We start from the raw sequence: 14336 nt of genomic DNA, 5'->3' as shown, positions 1-14336 counted from the left end.
GCTCATCTCCAGAACTTGCCCCAGCTCTTGGCCATCTCGGGCTGGTGGTAACTGCGCACCTCTTCATACAGCCGCCCGTCGACATTCAGCCGCGCGCCGCCATCGCGGGTCAGCGACTGGATTGCGAATTCGCTGCGCTCCGTCGAGGGCTGGCCCGAGACCGCGCCCAGCGGGATGGTGATCCGGATGCCCTTGTCGAAGGAGCCTTCGCCGAAGTCCTCGAACTTGGTGTTGGTCACGGTGGCATAGGCGCCGACCCGCCAGCCGTTCACGAATTCGCGGTCGAGAGCGACCGTGGCGCCGAGATCGCCGGCGAGGTAGCTGCCGACATCAAGCTGACCGTGAAAGCCGTTGCCGAAGTCGTAATAGGCCGAGACATGGCCGTTGACGTCAGGGATGGTGCCGGTGCGGGTCTCGGAGGAGCGCAGGCCGAGCATCTGGTCGAAGTCGCGCGGCTTGACGTAATTGACCTCGGCGCCCAGTGCCAAGCGGCTGTCGACCGGTTTCCACAACAGCTCGCCAGAAACGCCGGCGTACATCTCCTCGAGATAGCCGGCGGTGACGCGGCTGTAGACATTGGGTGCCACGCGACCGTAATGGGCCAATGTGAGGGTTTCGATCGCCGGGTCGCCTTCCTTGGCGTAGCGGGCCTTTTCCGTCCGCACCAGCGGCAGGGCGTCGTCATCCTTGCGGTCGATGTCCGACAGGTTGCCGGACAGTCGCTTGGTGAGCGAGCCCGAGAGCACCAGGTTGGGGGTGGGCCGATAGCTGGCCTTGGCGCGGATGCCGAAATCGGCGCGCAGCGGGCTTTCCGGGTCGAAGACCGAGTATTGCGCATAGGGCGCGATCGCCCAGCCAAAGCGCGGATACTCGTCGTCAAACGCCGAGGGCGCGCGTCCGAACCCGTCGGTGATCGCGGCGCGGGCCAACATCTCGGCATTGTCGCGATGCTCAAGCGCCTCGAGGTCCGAGCGCTGCAGCGTCACCGCCGAAAGCGCCATGCCGTTGACAACCGGCACGATCACGAAGGTTTCGATCGAGGCGGGCAGGACGCGGGTCATGGCGCGGGCGGTGCGGCCAATGGCCTGCGGCACCTGGCCATAGCGCGGGTTGCGCAGCCGCACCACGGCGCGGCGCGGCTCCAGCGTCATCCCCTCGAGCACCAGCCCGTCGTTGGTCATCGCGGTCTCGAGCGAGCTGCGATAGCTGCCGGTGCCCGCGGTCACCCAGCCAAGATCGCTGGCCGCGCCGGGCGCGCGCGGCGCCACCGGCACCGGTGCGCTCTCGCCACCGCCGGGAACGGCCGAGGTCTTCGGGTTGATATGCGCGCTGAACTGCACGCCGATAGTATTGCCGTAGAGGTGATAGAGCGACAGCTGGCCGCCACTGGCGAGCCGGTAGTCGATGCCGAAATTCCAGGGCGAGTCGTCGTCATGCTCGCCCCGGGTGCGCTCTGCCGCATAGGTATCGGAGCTGTATTCCGCCGAAAAGGCCAGCCGCTCGCTCACCGCGTAGCTCAGCCCGCCGAAGCCCGCGGCATCGCCGCGGAACCAGCGGTCATAGGTTGGAAGTCCGCCTTCGCCCAGCAGTTCCTCGGGCCGGTCGCCGAGAGTTGCAAAGGGATTGCGCGACCCCAGCCGCCCCCAGCCGATGCCGCCGGTGACGTCGAGCCCCGGAAGGACCTCCTTGGTCGCCACCAGGTACTCGCCGCCATAGAGGCCGGTGCCGATGAAATCCTGCAGACCGATCGTGATGTCGGGCAGGTAGTCGCCCTCTTGCAGCACCTGATAGCGCAGGTCGAAGCTGCGGTCGTAGAACACGCCGTCGACGGCGCCGCGGGCACTGAAATCCGAGATCCGCGAATAGCGGAACGAGCCCGACAGCCGCGGCGTGATCTGAAAGCTCAGGGTGGCCCTGGCCTGGGTGCCGCCGCCGCCGAGCGTCGTCGAGATCGTCGCGTCGGGTGCGACCCGGGCGGTCGGCATGTCGATCAGGCCGGGCAGGCCGTAGAGGTTGTAGGATGGAATGCCCTCGGCGATGGCGGTCGGCGCGGCCAGCACGGTCAGGCCCGCCAGTGTCGCGGCGACGCTGCCCCGCAGGGTGGCTGTCAACGTATTCGGCATGAAATCGCCCCGTCCCTATAGTCTTGACCACAGTGATAGGCGGCAAACTCCGGCAAGTCCATGACACCGCGAGCGATTGCCCGGGCCCTGTGGTAAAATATGAACGATCCGTCAACGCGGGGCGGAAACACCGCGAATTGTAGCTGTTAAGTCAGCGGTAAGAGCTGATCTTCTATCCCTTTCCTTGGGTGAAATAGGGTGGTGAGACCATGAGTGCTGACGGAAACGTCGCGCCGGTCATCATCAAACGGAAAAAAGTTGTCAAGGGCGACGGGCACCATGGTGGTGCCTGGAAGGTCGCTTACGCGGACTTCGTGACCGCGATGATGGCGTTTTTCCTTTTGATGTGGCTGTTGAACGCGACAACAGAGAAACAACGCAAGGGGTTGGCGGATTACTTCGCGCCGACCATTCCGATCAACCGTGTGTCGGGCGGCGGCAGCGGTGCCTTTGGCGGCGACAGCGTGTTTTCGGAAGAGACCCTGCCGCAGAACGGCACCGGCGCCTCGAGCAAGCATCCGACCAATGGCGACAAGGCCCGCGGCGACACCGGCACAGATATCTCCGGCGAGGAGGGCGAGGGCAAGCGGTTTGCAGAGCAGGTCAACACCATCAAGGAGGCGCTCTATGGCCGCGGTGGCGAAAGCATGGTGGCCGAGAACGCGCTGAAACACGTGGTGATGAAGACCACCGACGAGGGGCTTGTGCTCGAGCTCTTCGAACTGGCCGACAGCCGGCTGTTTGATGATCTTGGCAATCCGACCGAGGTGCTGGCGGTGCTGGCCGATGCCCTGACCGAGGCGGCCCGCACGGTGGACAACCCGCTGGCCATCGAGGGCCATGTGCCGACCAGTCCGATCGTGGTGCGGCGCAACGTGTCGTGGGACCGGTCGGTGCAACGGGCGCAGGTGTTCCGCGGCATGCTCGAGCTCGAGGGCCTGCCTCCACGCGATGTGGCGCGGGTGACCGGCCATGCCGACCGCGAGCTTGCCGATGACAATCCGCTGGCGCTGCGCAACAGCCGGCTCGAGGTGATCTTTCTGAGGCAGCAAAGCCTGTAGGATTTTAGCTGTTAGCGCGCTGTTAAGGCCACCGAGTCTATCTGTTGCATCACCCCGATGCAGCAGAAAGGCGTGTCCATGACGATTTCCTCTTCCCTCAATGCCGGTGTGGCCGGGCTGGCGGCGAATGCCAACCGCCTGGCCACCATCTCGGACAATATCGCCAATTCCTCGACTTACGGCTACAAGCGGGTCGAGGCGGATTTCCAGTCCCTGGTGCTGAGCGATTCCGGCAGGTCCTATACCGCCGGCGGGGTGCAGACGGTGACCCAGCGGCTCATCGACCAGAGCGGTTCGCTGGTCAGCACGGCGAACCCCACCGATCTTGCGGTGCGCGGTCGCGGCATGTTGCCGGTGACGCCGGCGTCTGAGGTGCGGGCCGGTACCTCCGATCCGGAGATGCTGCTGGCCACCACCGGCTCGTTCCGGGTCGACGAACAGGGCTATCTCAGCACCTCCACCGGGATGATCCTGATGGGCTGGCCGGCGGCGCTCGACGGCTCGATCCCGCCGTTCTCGCGCGATACCTCGGACGGGCTCGAACCGGTGCAGTTCTCGCTCAACCTGATCGGCGATCCGACCACCTCGATCGACACCCGGCTGAACCTGCCGGCCACCGATACGGCGGCGGGCTCCTCGGGCGACCCCTACAACCTGTCGGTCGAGTATTTCGACAATCTCGGCACCTCGCAGAGCCTGTCGATGACCTTCACGCCGACGGTGGCGGCCACCGGATCGTCGAATGAATGGACCCTGGTAATGACCGATTCCGCCTCCGGCGGGGCGGTCGTGGGCGAATATGTCCTGACGTTCGACGACAGCCGCACCAGCGGCGGCACCATCGCCTCGGTCACAACCGTCTCGGGCGGGACCTATGATCCTGCCTCTGGCGACATGGTGGTCGCAGCCGACGGCGGCCCGATCACCGTGAACATCGGAGCGGTCGGCGATACCCAGGGCCTCTCGCAGCTTTCCGACAGCTTTGCCCCGATTTCGATCAACAAGGACGGATCGACCGTCGGCAACATGACCTCGGTCGAGGTCGACGAGACCGGGAATGTCTTTGCCCGCTTCGACAGCGGCGTGACCAAGCGGATCTACCAGATCCCGCTGGTCGACCTGCCCAATCCGAACGGGCTCGAGGCGCTGGACCAGCAGACCTACCGCCCCTCGAAGGAAAGCGGTGCCTTCTTCCTCTGGGACTCCGGCGAAGGCCCGACCGGCGACATCAAATCCTTCTCGCGCGAGGAATCCACCACCGATGTGGCGGCCGAGCTGACCTCGATGATCCAGACCCAGCGGGCCTATTCGTCGAACGCCAAGTTGATCCAGACCGTCGACGAGATGCTGCAGGAAACCACCAATATCAAACGCTGAGGCGAGACAGCCGGAACCGAGGTGAGCCATGTCCTTTTCAGGATCCATATCCAACGCCCTGTCGGGGTTGCGTGCCTCGTCGCTGGCGGCCGAGCTGGTCGCCTCCAACCTGGCCAATGCCACCAACGAGAGTTACGCCACGCGCAATCTCGAGATCGCCGCCCGGGCGACGGGCACCGCCGGCGGGGTCGAGGTGGTGGGGGTCACCCGCTCGGTCAACCCGACGCTGCTGAGCGAATGGCGCCGGGCCCAGGCCAGCACGGCCGAGCTGGGCACGGCCAACAGTTACCTCGCCCGTGTCGAGCAGGTCTTCGGCACGCCGGATACGCCCGGCGCGCTCGCCGACCTGATGACCCGTTTCGAGACCTCTCTGGTCTCGGCAGCGGCGCGCCCCGACCAAGGCATCCGGCTCGACGCCGCGGTCTCGGCCGCCGGTGACGTTGCCGGGGCCCTGCGCGGCACCTCGGACAAGCTGCAGGCGCTGCGCACCGAGATCGACGGCCAGATCGGCAAGACGGTAGAGACCCTCAACAGTCATCTGTCAGACATCGCCGAACTCAACAGCCGGATCGTCAGCGCCGTGGCCAATGGCGAGAACGCCCAGGCGCTGCAGGACATCCGCCAGGAGACGATCGACCGGGTCTCCGAAGTCGTCCCCCTGCGGGTCCTGTCGCGTGACAGAAGTGCCGTCGCGCTGGTCACGACTTCCGGGGCCGTCCTGCTCGACGGCAGGGCTGCCGAGATCGAGTTCACCGCCACCAACATGGTGACCGAATTCAGGACCCTCGAGAATGGCGGCCTTTCGGGGCTGGGCATCGACGGGTTCGACATCCACGCCTCCGGCGCCACCAGCCGGGTCGCCGGCGGCAGCCTCGCCGCGCTGTTCGAACTGCGTGACGAGACCCTCACCGGCTATCAGACCGAGGTCGCCGCTCTGGCGCGCAACCTGGTCGATCGGTTCCAGGACAGCGGCTTTGATCCCAGTATCGGCAGCGGCGATCCGGGGCTGTTCACCGATGGCGGTCTGGCCTTCGACCCGGTCAACGAAACCGGCCTGTCCCGCCGCATTGCCCTGAATGCACAGGTCGATCCCGAAGGCGGCGGGGCCAGCTGGCGCCTGCGCGACGGGCTTTATGCGGCCGGCAAGGGCAGTCCCGGCGACGGCCGCCTGCTGCTGTCGATGATCGACCGGCTGGCCGAGGCCGAGACCATCGCCTCCGGCAGCAGATCCGGTTTAACCGACACCCTCGCCTCGCTGACCTCGACGTTGCTGTCCGGGGTCGGCGCTGACCTGACCCGCAACGAGGATCGTCTGAGCTTCGCCGCGGCCCGCAGCAATGAGCTCACCGAGCAGAAGCTGCGCACCGGCGTCGATTCCGACACCGAGCTTCAGAAGCTCATGCAGATCGAAAAGGCCTATGCGGCCAATGCGCAGGTGCTCCGCACCGTTGATGAAATGATCGATGTATTGCTGGGGATCGGCCGATGAACCTGACCACGATTGGCGACCTCTCGCAAAGCTACATGCTGCGCCAGCGCCAGACCCATCTGACCTCCGAGACCGCGCGCCTGCAGACCGAGCTCACAACCGGGAGGGTGGCCGACACCCGCAGCCACCTGCGCGGCGATTACGCCCATCTCGGCGATATCGAACGCAGCCTGTCCATGCAGCAGGGTTACGGCTTCGCGATCGCCGAGAGCGAGACCCTGACGACTGCGATGCAGACTGCCCTCGGCGCGGTGCAGGCGGTCACCTCCGATCTATCGACCGGCCTGGTGCTTGCCGGGCAGGGTGGATCGACCATTGCGGTGACTACGGCCTCCTTCGATGCCGAACAGGCGTTTACCGCTCTGGTCAGCCATCTCAACACCCGGGCGGCCGGGCGATCCCTGTTCGCCGGCGCCGCCTATGGGTCTGCCGCGCTGGCTCCGCCAGAGGACATGCTGACCGCCCTGCGGGGCGTGCTCTCCGGCGAGGTCACGCTGACGGGTGTGCAAGCGGCACTCGACACCTGGTTCGACAGCGGCGGCGGGTTCGAAGCCGACGGGTACGAGGGAGACACCGAGGATGGCACGCCGTTGCAACTGTCCGAAGACCTCCGCCTGGGTTTGAGCCTTCGCGCCGACGACCAGGTCTTTCGCGATGCGCTGAAAGCCACTGCCAAGGCCGCGCTTGCTGCCGACGTGAGCCTCGGGTTTGCCGACGACCTTCGCGAAAGCATGGTCATCTCGGCCGGCACCGAGCTGATTGCGCTGCAGCCTGACCTGACCGGGGTCATCGCTGGTCTCGGCATCGTCCAGTCGCGGATCGAGGACAGCAAGGTGCGCAACGAGGCCGCGGGCCTTGCGCTGGAAATGTCACGCAACACCTTGCTGTCGGCCGATCAATACGAGGCCGCAACACGGTTCGAACTGGTCCAGACGCAGATCGAGACACTCTATGCCGTCACCGTGCGCGCGTCTCGCATGAGCCTGCTGGATTACATGAGGTGATCTCCATGCTGCTTCGCTGTCTTCTCTTGATGATTGCCCTGTTCGCGCCACTGACCGCTGCCGCCAATCCGATCCGCATCAAGGACCTGGTCGAATTCGACGGTGTGCGCGGCAATGACCTCGTCGGCTACGGGCTGGTGGTGGGCCTCGACGGCTCCGGCGACGGGTTGCGCAACGCACCGTTCACCGAAGAGATCATGAGTAATATCCTCGAGCGTCTGGGTGTGAACGTGACCGGCGAACAGTTTCGCCCCAAGAACGTCGCGGCCGTCTTTGTCACCGCCACCCTGCCGCCCTTTGCTCGGTCCGGCGGCATGATCGATGTGACCGTCTCGGCAATCGGCGACGCCAAGAGCCTGCTCGGCGGGACCCTGATCATGACACCCTTGAATGCCGCTGACGGCGAGATCTATGCCGTCGCCCAAGGGACAGTTATTTCCGGTGGGGCAAAAGCCGAAGGCGATGCCGGGCAAGTCACCTTCGGCGTGCCGACCGCCGGCGTCATTCCCGCGGGCGCACGTATCGAGCGCGAGGTGGACTTCGATCTGACATCGCTGGAAATCCTCAGGCTCGCCCTGCGCGAACCGGATTTCACCACCGCCGGCCGGATCGAGGCGGCGATCAACCGGGCATTCGGTCGACCGGTGGCGCTGATGCTCGATTCCGGTACCGTGCGGCTTGATATCATAGCCACCCGCATGGCGTCTCCGGCTCATGCCCTGGGCCGGATCGAGAATATTCTGGTCGAACCGGAACGCAAGGCGCGGGTCGTTGTCGATCAACGCTCCGGCACCATTGTCATGGGCGAGGACGTGCGCATCTCGCGGGTCGCGGTGTCACAGGGAAACCTGACGTTGCGGATCGAGGAGGCGCCGGTCGCGGTGCAACCCAATCCCTTTGCCGAAGGCGAAACGGTCATCGTGCCGCGCACAAGAGCCGAGCTCGAGGAAGAGCCGGGCATCAACCTCGCCGAGGTGCCCGACGGCACCTCGCTGTCTGAAGTGGTGGCGGGCCTCAATGCGCTGGGCGTGGCGCCCCGCGACATGATCGATATCCTCAAGGCGATCAAGGCTGCTGGAGCGCTGCACGCGGAGTTCGTTGTCCGGTAGTCGGGCGGAGCAGCACATGTGGGCCAGGAAGGCTCACAACGGTTCGGCGCGGATGGACGCCGGACCAAGCGTTGATGCGCGACGACGATCAGTCTCGAGGGTCTGTAGTTGGTGGGATGTTGCTGACACCGGCATCTAAGTGATCTGCAGCCCGATGCGTGATGCAGGCGATCAGCCAAGATAGCCCCTGACAAGGCTGCTGGTGACCAGTGCCCAGCCGTCCGCCACCACGAAAAAGGCAAGCTTGAAGGGCAGGGAGACGATCGCCGGCGGCACCATCATCATGCCCATCGACATGAGAATTGCGGCGACCACCAGATCGATGATCAGGAAGGGCAGAAAGATCAGAAAGCCGATCTGGAAGGCGCGCGAGACCTCTGACAGCAGGAAGCTCGGGATCAGGACGCTCAGCGGCGCATCGGGCGAGACCTGATCGGCCGCGACATCGGCACGCAGCGCGGCCAGGGCATCAAAAGTCTCCGGGTCGAGCCGCGCGGCCATGAAATCACGGAAGGGCGCCAGCGTGCGTTCGAACCCTTCCTCAAGCGGCAAAGATTCTTCGATCATGGGCGCGATGCCCTGTTGCCAGGCGAGGGTAAAGACCGGGTCCATGACGTAATAGGTCAGAAAGAGCGCCAGGGTGATGATCAGCATGTTCGGCGGCGCCTGCTGCAGGCCAAGGGCCTGACGCAGGATCGACAGGACGGTGACGATGAAGGGAAAACAGGTGACGGTGATGGCGATGCCGGGCGCGAGGCTCAGCACCGTGATCACCAGGATCAGCTGGACCGAACGCAGCGTGAGCGAGTCTCCGTCACCGAAATCGAGCGAGAGATCCTGCGCTTCGGCGGTACCGCCGGCCGCGAGGAGGGTGCCAAGCAGCACCGGGCCGAGCAGGGCCGATCTGCGAAGCGCCATCAGCCCTGATCCAGGTTGTCCCGGAGATCGGCGACCTCGGTGAGCCGCACGGCAAGCTGGCCGGGTGCCTCGTCACCGGCCTCGACCAGCTCTCCGCGGGCAATCAGCCGGGTGCCGACGTAAAGCTCGACCGGGTCGTCGATCCGCTTGTCGAGTGTCAGCACCGAGTCCGGGCCGAGTTGAAGCAGATCGCGCACCGTGGGACGCGCCTTGCCGACCGAGATCGTGATCTCGATCGGCACGCTGGTGAACGGGCTGTTGGCGGTGTCAAACGGCTTGTTTTCGCTCATCGAGGTCTTCCTTCTGAAGATCATGCGTGAAGGCGTCGAGCGCCGCGGAAATCTCGGCGATCATCTCGTCGAGGTTGATCTCGATCTCGCGATCTGACAGCGAAAGCTGCGCCTGACCCTCGGCCAGGGTCGCATCGCCGCGGATCGACACCGGAAAAGCACCATCGTGCTCGACGAGCGCCGCGACCGTTTCCACGACTTCGGGATTGACCAGAATATGCGCCTCGCCACGCAGCCCGTCGGCGGCAGCGGATTGCAGCTCCTCGACGATCCGCGGCCCGATCGAACGGCGCAGCATCCGTGGCAGAAGCTTGTCGACGATCTCGACCAGAAGCGGCCGCAGTTCGCGAAAGAGATGGGAATAGGCCTCGTTGTAGGTAAATGACATGTCGAGCAGGTTCTGCGCGAGATCAGATGTGATCCTCAGCTTGTCCTTGGTATGGGCCTGAACCGCATCGTCCCAGCCAGCCTGATACCCCTCTTCGAAAGCCGCGAGCCGGCGGGTCTCGATCTCTTCTTCGTCCATCGTGGTGTCGGCGAGGGTGCCGCGCCGGGCGCCGCCGAAATCTTCGAGCAGATGCGCGATGGTCATCAGGCCTTCTCCCCGGTGTCGTCAAGCCAGCCGCGCAGGATTTCGACGGTCTCTTCCTGACGCTCGTTGATCAGACCGCGCAGACGTTCGACCGGATCGGCCGGCGGCACGTCCTGGCGGGCGATTTCCCCGGCCTCGCCCGGGTCCGGCCGGACTGGATTGAGCGTGATGAAGCCGCCCTCGCCATCGTCGATCTCACCGTCGAGGGCGGCTCCGGCGCCCGGATCGGCAGCCGCGGCGGCGCTGCGCGCGGGCGCTGCGCCCTCGCTTGGCGGCAGGGACAGCACATCCTGCGGCGGCGGATTGCGGAAGATCGGCCGCAGCACGAAGAGCCCGAGGATCAACGCCACCAGCCCGAGCACCGCCATCTGGACCAAGGCGGCGATGTTGAACGGCAGTTGCGACAACATGCCGGGTGCGGCTTCGGTGCCGATTTCCGAGATCGGCTCGAAGGCGAGGGAGCGGATGGTGATTTCGTCGCCGCGCGCCTGGTCGAAACCGACGGCCGAGGCAACGAGTTCGCGCAGCGCCGCGATCTCCGTCTCGGGCAGGGGGGTGAAGGCCTCGGCGCCGGTCTCGTCGGGCGCGCGCGTGCCATTGACCAGCACCGCCACGGTCAGCCGCTTGATCGCGCCCGGTTCGCGGATCACCTCGCGTTCGGTTTCTGACACCTCGTAGTTCACCCGCTCGCGCGTCTCATTGCCTTGTGACTGCGATTCGCCGCCGCCGGCGCCTTCGCCGTCGGGCAGGTTGGAGGCGACGGTGACATCGCCGCCGCCGGCCTCCTGCGCGGTGTTCGAACGTTCCTCGGTGTCGGTGCTGATGGCAACGCGGCTGTCCGGGTCGATCCGGCGCTCGCGGATCGATTCGCTTTCGGTCACCGTGTCGACGCTGACCTCGACCACCGCGTTGCCGAAGCCCACCCGGGCCTCGACCAGCCGGGTGACCGCCTCGCGCAGCGCCATCGCGCGTTCATCGCCGACCGAGGCCGGGGCGTCATCCTCGCTGGCCAAGACCAGGCCGCCGGCGCTGTCGATCACCGCGACCTTTTCCGGCGCCAGCCCGGGAACGGCCGAGGACACCAGATATTTCAGGGATTTGGCCTGCTGCGGCGAGAGCGCGCCGCTGGCGGTGGTGATAAAGACCGAGGCGGAGTTTTCCGACTCCCGGCGGAACGGGTTGGTCGAGGCGTTGGCGATATGCACGCGCGCGGCCGTGACACCGGGGCTCGACAGGATGGTGCGGGCAAGCTCGCCCTCCTTCGCGCGCCAGTAGGCGGCATCGAACATCTGTGACGTGGTGCCAAAGCCACTGAGCTGATCGAGCAGCTCGTAGCCCTTGGTGCTGTTGGCCGGCAGCCCTTCGCTGGCCAGAGTCAACCGCAGCTCATCGCGGTGATTCGACGGCACGAAGATCGACCCGCCGCGGATCTCGTAGTCCAGCCCGCGCTGTTCCAGCGCGCGCACAACCTCACCCGCCGCGCCGTTCTCGAGACCGGCATAGAGCAGGGCCATGTTGGGCGTGGCCGCCATGCGACTCATGAAGAACACGGCCGCGAACATCCCCAGACCGGCCACAAGCGCCCCGATCTTTTTTTGCACGCTCAGCGCGGCCCAGGTCTTGGCGAATTGATCCACGGTGTCCTCCGTCGGGTCGGCGTTCTACGCGACATTGCTTCTCCGGTTTCGCCGATCAGCCTTAACAATCGGTTAGTTCCTCCGAGGTTATAGATTGGGAAACCCGTGAATGAGGTGGCCCATGGCTGACGCGGAAACCGAAGACGAACCGGTCAAGAAGAGATCGAAGCTGCCGATGACCCTCGGCCTGGTGCTGGCACTGGCCGGCGGTGGTGGGGGGTTCTATGCGGTCTATTCCGGGATGATCCTCGGCCCGCCCGCCGATGAGGTCCGTGCCGGGGCGCCCGGCGACACGGAGACCGGGGCGGCGGCTATGGCCTTGCCCGACGTGGCCTTCGTGCCGCTCGAGCCAATGGTGATTTCGCTGCCAGGCGGCAGCGCCCGGCATCTGCGCTTCACCGCCCAGCTCGAGGTGCCGACGGCCGCCAAGCCGGATGTGGAGCTCTTGCTGCCGCGGGTTGTCGATGTCTTCAACAGCTACCTCCGGGCCGTCGAAGTGGCCGATCTGGAAAAGCCGACGGCGCTCTTGCGGTTTCGCTCGCACCTGCTGCGCCGGGCCCAGCTGGTGCTGGGTGATGAGCGAGTGAACAACCTGCTGGTGATGGAATTTGTGGTCAATTGAGAGGGCGACATGGTTGAAATGATTGCCGATGTACTTCTCGTGGCCGGCGCGCTCGGGGCCGGGGTCTATTGCTACGTGCTCGCCAGGCGGCTGAGCCGGTTCAATGATCTGGAATCTGGCGTCGGCGGCGCCGTCGCCGTGCTCTCGGCGCAGGTCGATGACCTGACCCGTACCTTGCAGGCCGCGCAGACCACCGCCGCCGGCTCCAGCCGGTCGCTCGAGGAGTTGACCGGGCGGGCCGAGACCGTCTCTCGCAAGCTCGAGCTCCTGGTGGCCTCGATGCATGATATCCCAGAGGCGGACCCGCCCTGCGCCGAGGCCGAGGTGGAGCCGCCGGCACCGGTCTTTGCGCGGCAGCCGCGCGATGGCAGGAGGGCAGAATAGATGCCACGCACACCCAAGCGCGGCCGCCGCCCCGGGCGCGGTGCCCTGTCGATCATCGCGGTGCTTCTGCTCGGCTCGGCGCTGCTGCGGGTCGGGATGCAGGCAAGCGTTGCAATCGCCCGCGAGGCCAGCCCGGCAGAACTGGCGCAGAGCCTGCCCGGCCCCGACCCCCTTGTCGAACCGCAGACCTGCGAGAGCGATCCCGACCTGCTTCCCTTGCTCGAGGCGATGGAGACCCGTGAGGAGCGTCTGCGCGTGCGCGAGGAGCGGATGACCATGCGCATGCGGGCGCTGCAGGTCGCCGACGCACGGATCAGCGAGAAACTGACCGAGCTGAAAGCCTCTGAACAGGCGCTGCGGGCGACCATCGCCCTGGCCGACGAGGCCGCCGAATCCGATCTCACCCGCCTGACCACGGTCTATGAGAACATGAAACCCAAGGATGCCGCAGCCCTCTTCGAAACGATGGACCCGGAGTTTGCCGCCGGTTTCCTTGGCCGGATGCGCCCCGACGCCGCCGCCGGGATCATGACCGGGCTGACGCCTCAGACCGCCTATATGGTCAGCGTCGTGCTGGCCGGGCGCAATGCCGACGTTCCCAAGGAGTAAGCGAACGGTTTCTTTAGGATTCCGTGCGATTCCGGAAGCAGACAAACAACAGGTGAATCGATGATCGGATTCGTAGGTATTGCAGTAGTCTTCGTCATGGTCTTTGGCGGCTACCTGCTGGCGGGTGGCAAGCTGGCCATCATCATGAAATCCCTGCCGTTCGAGATGATCATGATCGGCGGCGCGGCGCTCGGAGCCTTTCTGATCGGCAATGACGGCGCCGGCGCCAAGCACACGGTCAAGGACATCGGCAAGGTCTTCAAGGGGCCGCAATGGAAGCAGGAGGATTACCGCGACCTGCTCTGCCTGCTGTTCGAACTGATTCGCATTGCCAAGCAGAACCCGGTGGCGCTCGAAGAACATATCGAGGGCCCCGGCGAGAGTGCGATCTTCTCGAAATACCCCAAGATCCAGGGCGACAAGGAATCGGTGGACCTGATCTGCGACACCCTGCGCGCCGCGACGATGAACTACGACGATCCGCACCAGGTCGAGGAGGTTCTGGAAAAGCGGATGGAAGCCAGCCTGCACCACAAGCTGCACTCCAGCCACGCGCTGCAGACCATCGCCGACGGGCTGCCGGCCCTCGGTATCGTCGCCGCGGTGCTCGGGGTGATCAAGACCATGGGCTCGATCGATCAGCCGCCGGAGGTGCTGGGCAAGATGATCGGCGGTGCTCTTGTCGGCACCTTCCTCGGCGTGTTCCTGGCCTATGGTCTGGTCGGACCCTTTGCCGCCAGGGTCAAGACCGTGGTCGAGGATGACGCCCATTTCCACCAGTTGATCCGCGAGGTTCTGGTGGCCAATCTGCATTCCCACCCGACCAATATCTGCATCGAGGTGGGCCGACAGAACACCCCCACGCACATCCGACCCGATTTCAACGATCTCGAGGAAGCCCTGAAATCCCTCAAACAGGATGCCGCATGAGACCGGACCGGGTGATACGGGCCGCGGTCATCGCCCTCCTGACACTGGTCGCCAGCGTCGGCCAGTCAGCGACGGTGACGGTGAAATCCGGCGAGCACGCCGAGTTCACCCGTCTCGTCGCTTTCCTGCCAGAGGGCACGGTTTGGACTGTCGAGACAGTGGGGCGGGCGATTTCGCTGAACCTGGCCGGA

The 14336-nt window shown here is 65.4% G+C and carries 14 protein-coding genes; 9 read left to right on the top strand and 5 right to left on the bottom strand.

Translation table 11 applies throughout. The annotated features are described in order from the left end of the window. Positions 1-2 precede the first annotated feature (2 nt). Entirely contained in the window at positions 3-2123 is a 2121-nt protein-coding gene (locus VOI27_RS02845) for a YjbH domain-containing protein (RefSeq protein ID WP_323763778.1), read from the bottom strand. Positions 2124-2332: 209 nt separating this feature from the next. Between VOI27_RS02845 and VOI27_RS02840 the strand changes: the two genes are divergently transcribed. From VOI27_RS02840 to VOI27_RS02820, 5 genes are all read left to right on the top strand, one after another. After that, positions 2333-3184, top strand: coding sequence for a flagellar motor protein MotB (locus tag VOI27_RS02840; RefSeq protein ID WP_323763777.1), 852 nt, complete (start codon positions 2333-2335; stop codon positions 3182-3184). Between the two features lie 78 nt (positions 3185-3262). Beyond that, positions 3263-4561 (top strand): flagellar hook-basal body complex protein, encoded by a 1299-nt coding sequence (locus VOI27_RS02835; RefSeq protein WP_323763776.1) that lies wholly within the window; start codon positions 3263-3265, stop codon positions 4559-4561. Between the two features lie 28 nt (positions 4562-4589). Further along, positions 4590-6050, top strand: coding sequence for a flagellar hook-associated protein FlgK (gene flgK / locus VOI27_RS02830; protein WP_323763775.1), 1461 nt, complete (start codon positions 4590-4592; stop codon positions 6048-6050). Then, positions 6047-7054, top strand: coding sequence for a flagellin (locus tag VOI27_RS02825; protein ID WP_323763774.1), 1008 nt, complete (start codon positions 6047-6049; stop codon positions 7052-7054). The genes flgK and VOI27_RS02825 overlap by 4 nt, the downstream gene beginning before the upstream one ends. A gap of 5 nt (positions 7055-7059) precedes the next feature. Further along, positions 7060-8163 carry a flagellar basal body P-ring protein FlgI gene (locus VOI27_RS02820; protein WP_416374632.1) on the top strand — a complete coding sequence of 368 codons (1104 nt, stop codon included), beginning with the start codon at positions 7060-7062 and terminating at the stop codon, positions 8161-8163. A 171-nt stretch (positions 8164-8334) separates the two neighbouring features. Here VOI27_RS02820 and fliP read toward each other — a convergent pair whose 3' ends face one another. From fliP to fliF, 4 genes are read right to left on the bottom strand one after another with little or no spacing between them, the layout of a single operon-like run. Then, positions 8335-9081, bottom strand: coding sequence for a flagellar type III secretion system pore protein FliP (gene fliP / locus VOI27_RS02815; RefSeq protein WP_323763773.1), 747 nt, complete (start codon positions 9079-9081; stop codon positions 8335-8337). Beyond that, on the bottom strand, positions 9081-9371 hold the full coding sequence (locus VOI27_RS02810) for a FliM/FliN family flagellar motor C-terminal domain-containing protein (RefSeq protein WP_323763772.1): 291 nt from the start codon (positions 9369-9371) through the stop codon (positions 9081-9083). Before VOI27_RS02810 ends, fliP begins: the two co-directional genes overlap by 1 nt. Then, the gene (locus tag VOI27_RS02805) at positions 9349-9963 is read right to left on the bottom strand and encodes an ABC transporter ATP-binding protein (protein ID WP_323763771.1); all 615 of its coding nucleotides are present in this window, start codon (positions 9961-9963) and stop codon (positions 9349-9351) included. Before VOI27_RS02805 ends, VOI27_RS02810 begins: the two co-directional genes overlap by 23 nt. Beyond that, positions 9963-11600 carry a flagellar basal-body MS-ring/collar protein FliF gene (gene fliF, locus VOI27_RS02800; protein ID WP_323763770.1) on the bottom strand — a complete coding sequence of 546 codons (1638 nt, stop codon included), beginning with the start codon at positions 11598-11600 and terminating at the stop codon, positions 9963-9965. The genes VOI27_RS02805 and fliF overlap by 1 nt, the downstream gene beginning before the upstream one ends. A gap of 121 nt (positions 11601-11721) precedes the next feature. Between fliF and VOI27_RS02795 the strand changes: the two genes are divergently transcribed. Genes VOI27_RS02795 through motA form a run of 4 tightly spaced genes read left to right on the top strand, consistent with a single transcriptional unit; the run spans position 11722 to position 14145 of the window. Next, the gene (locus tag VOI27_RS02795; RefSeq protein ID WP_323763769.1) at positions 11722-12222 is read left to right on the top strand and encodes a flagellar basal body-associated FliL family protein; all 501 of its coding nucleotides are present in this window, start codon (positions 11722-11724) and stop codon (positions 12220-12222) included. 9 nt (positions 12223-12231) lie between these two features. Further along, positions 12232-12606 (top strand): hypothetical protein, encoded by a 375-nt coding sequence (locus VOI27_RS02790; protein ID WP_323763768.1) that lies wholly within the window; start codon positions 12232-12234, stop codon positions 12604-12606. Continuing rightward, on the top strand, positions 12607-13215 hold the full coding sequence (locus VOI27_RS02785; protein WP_323763767.1) for a hypothetical protein: 609 nt from the start codon (positions 12607-12609) through the stop codon (positions 13213-13215). Between the two features lie 60 nt (positions 13216-13275). Further along, complete coding sequence (gene motA / locus VOI27_RS02780) at positions 13276-14145, top strand: flagellar motor stator protein MotA (protein WP_323763766.1); 870 nt, start codon at positions 13276-13278, stop codon at positions 14143-14145. The last annotated feature ends 191 nt before the right edge of the window (positions 14146-14336 follow it).

Origin of the sequence: Marinovum sp., from assembly GCF_034669705.1 — a bacterium.
In the GTDB taxonomy this organism is placed as follows: Bacteria; Pseudomonadota; Alphaproteobacteria; order Rhodobacterales; family Rhodobacteraceae; genus Marinovum.
Note: the sequence above shows the minus strand (reverse complement) of the source record. Positions and strands in the feature narration are given on the sequence as shown.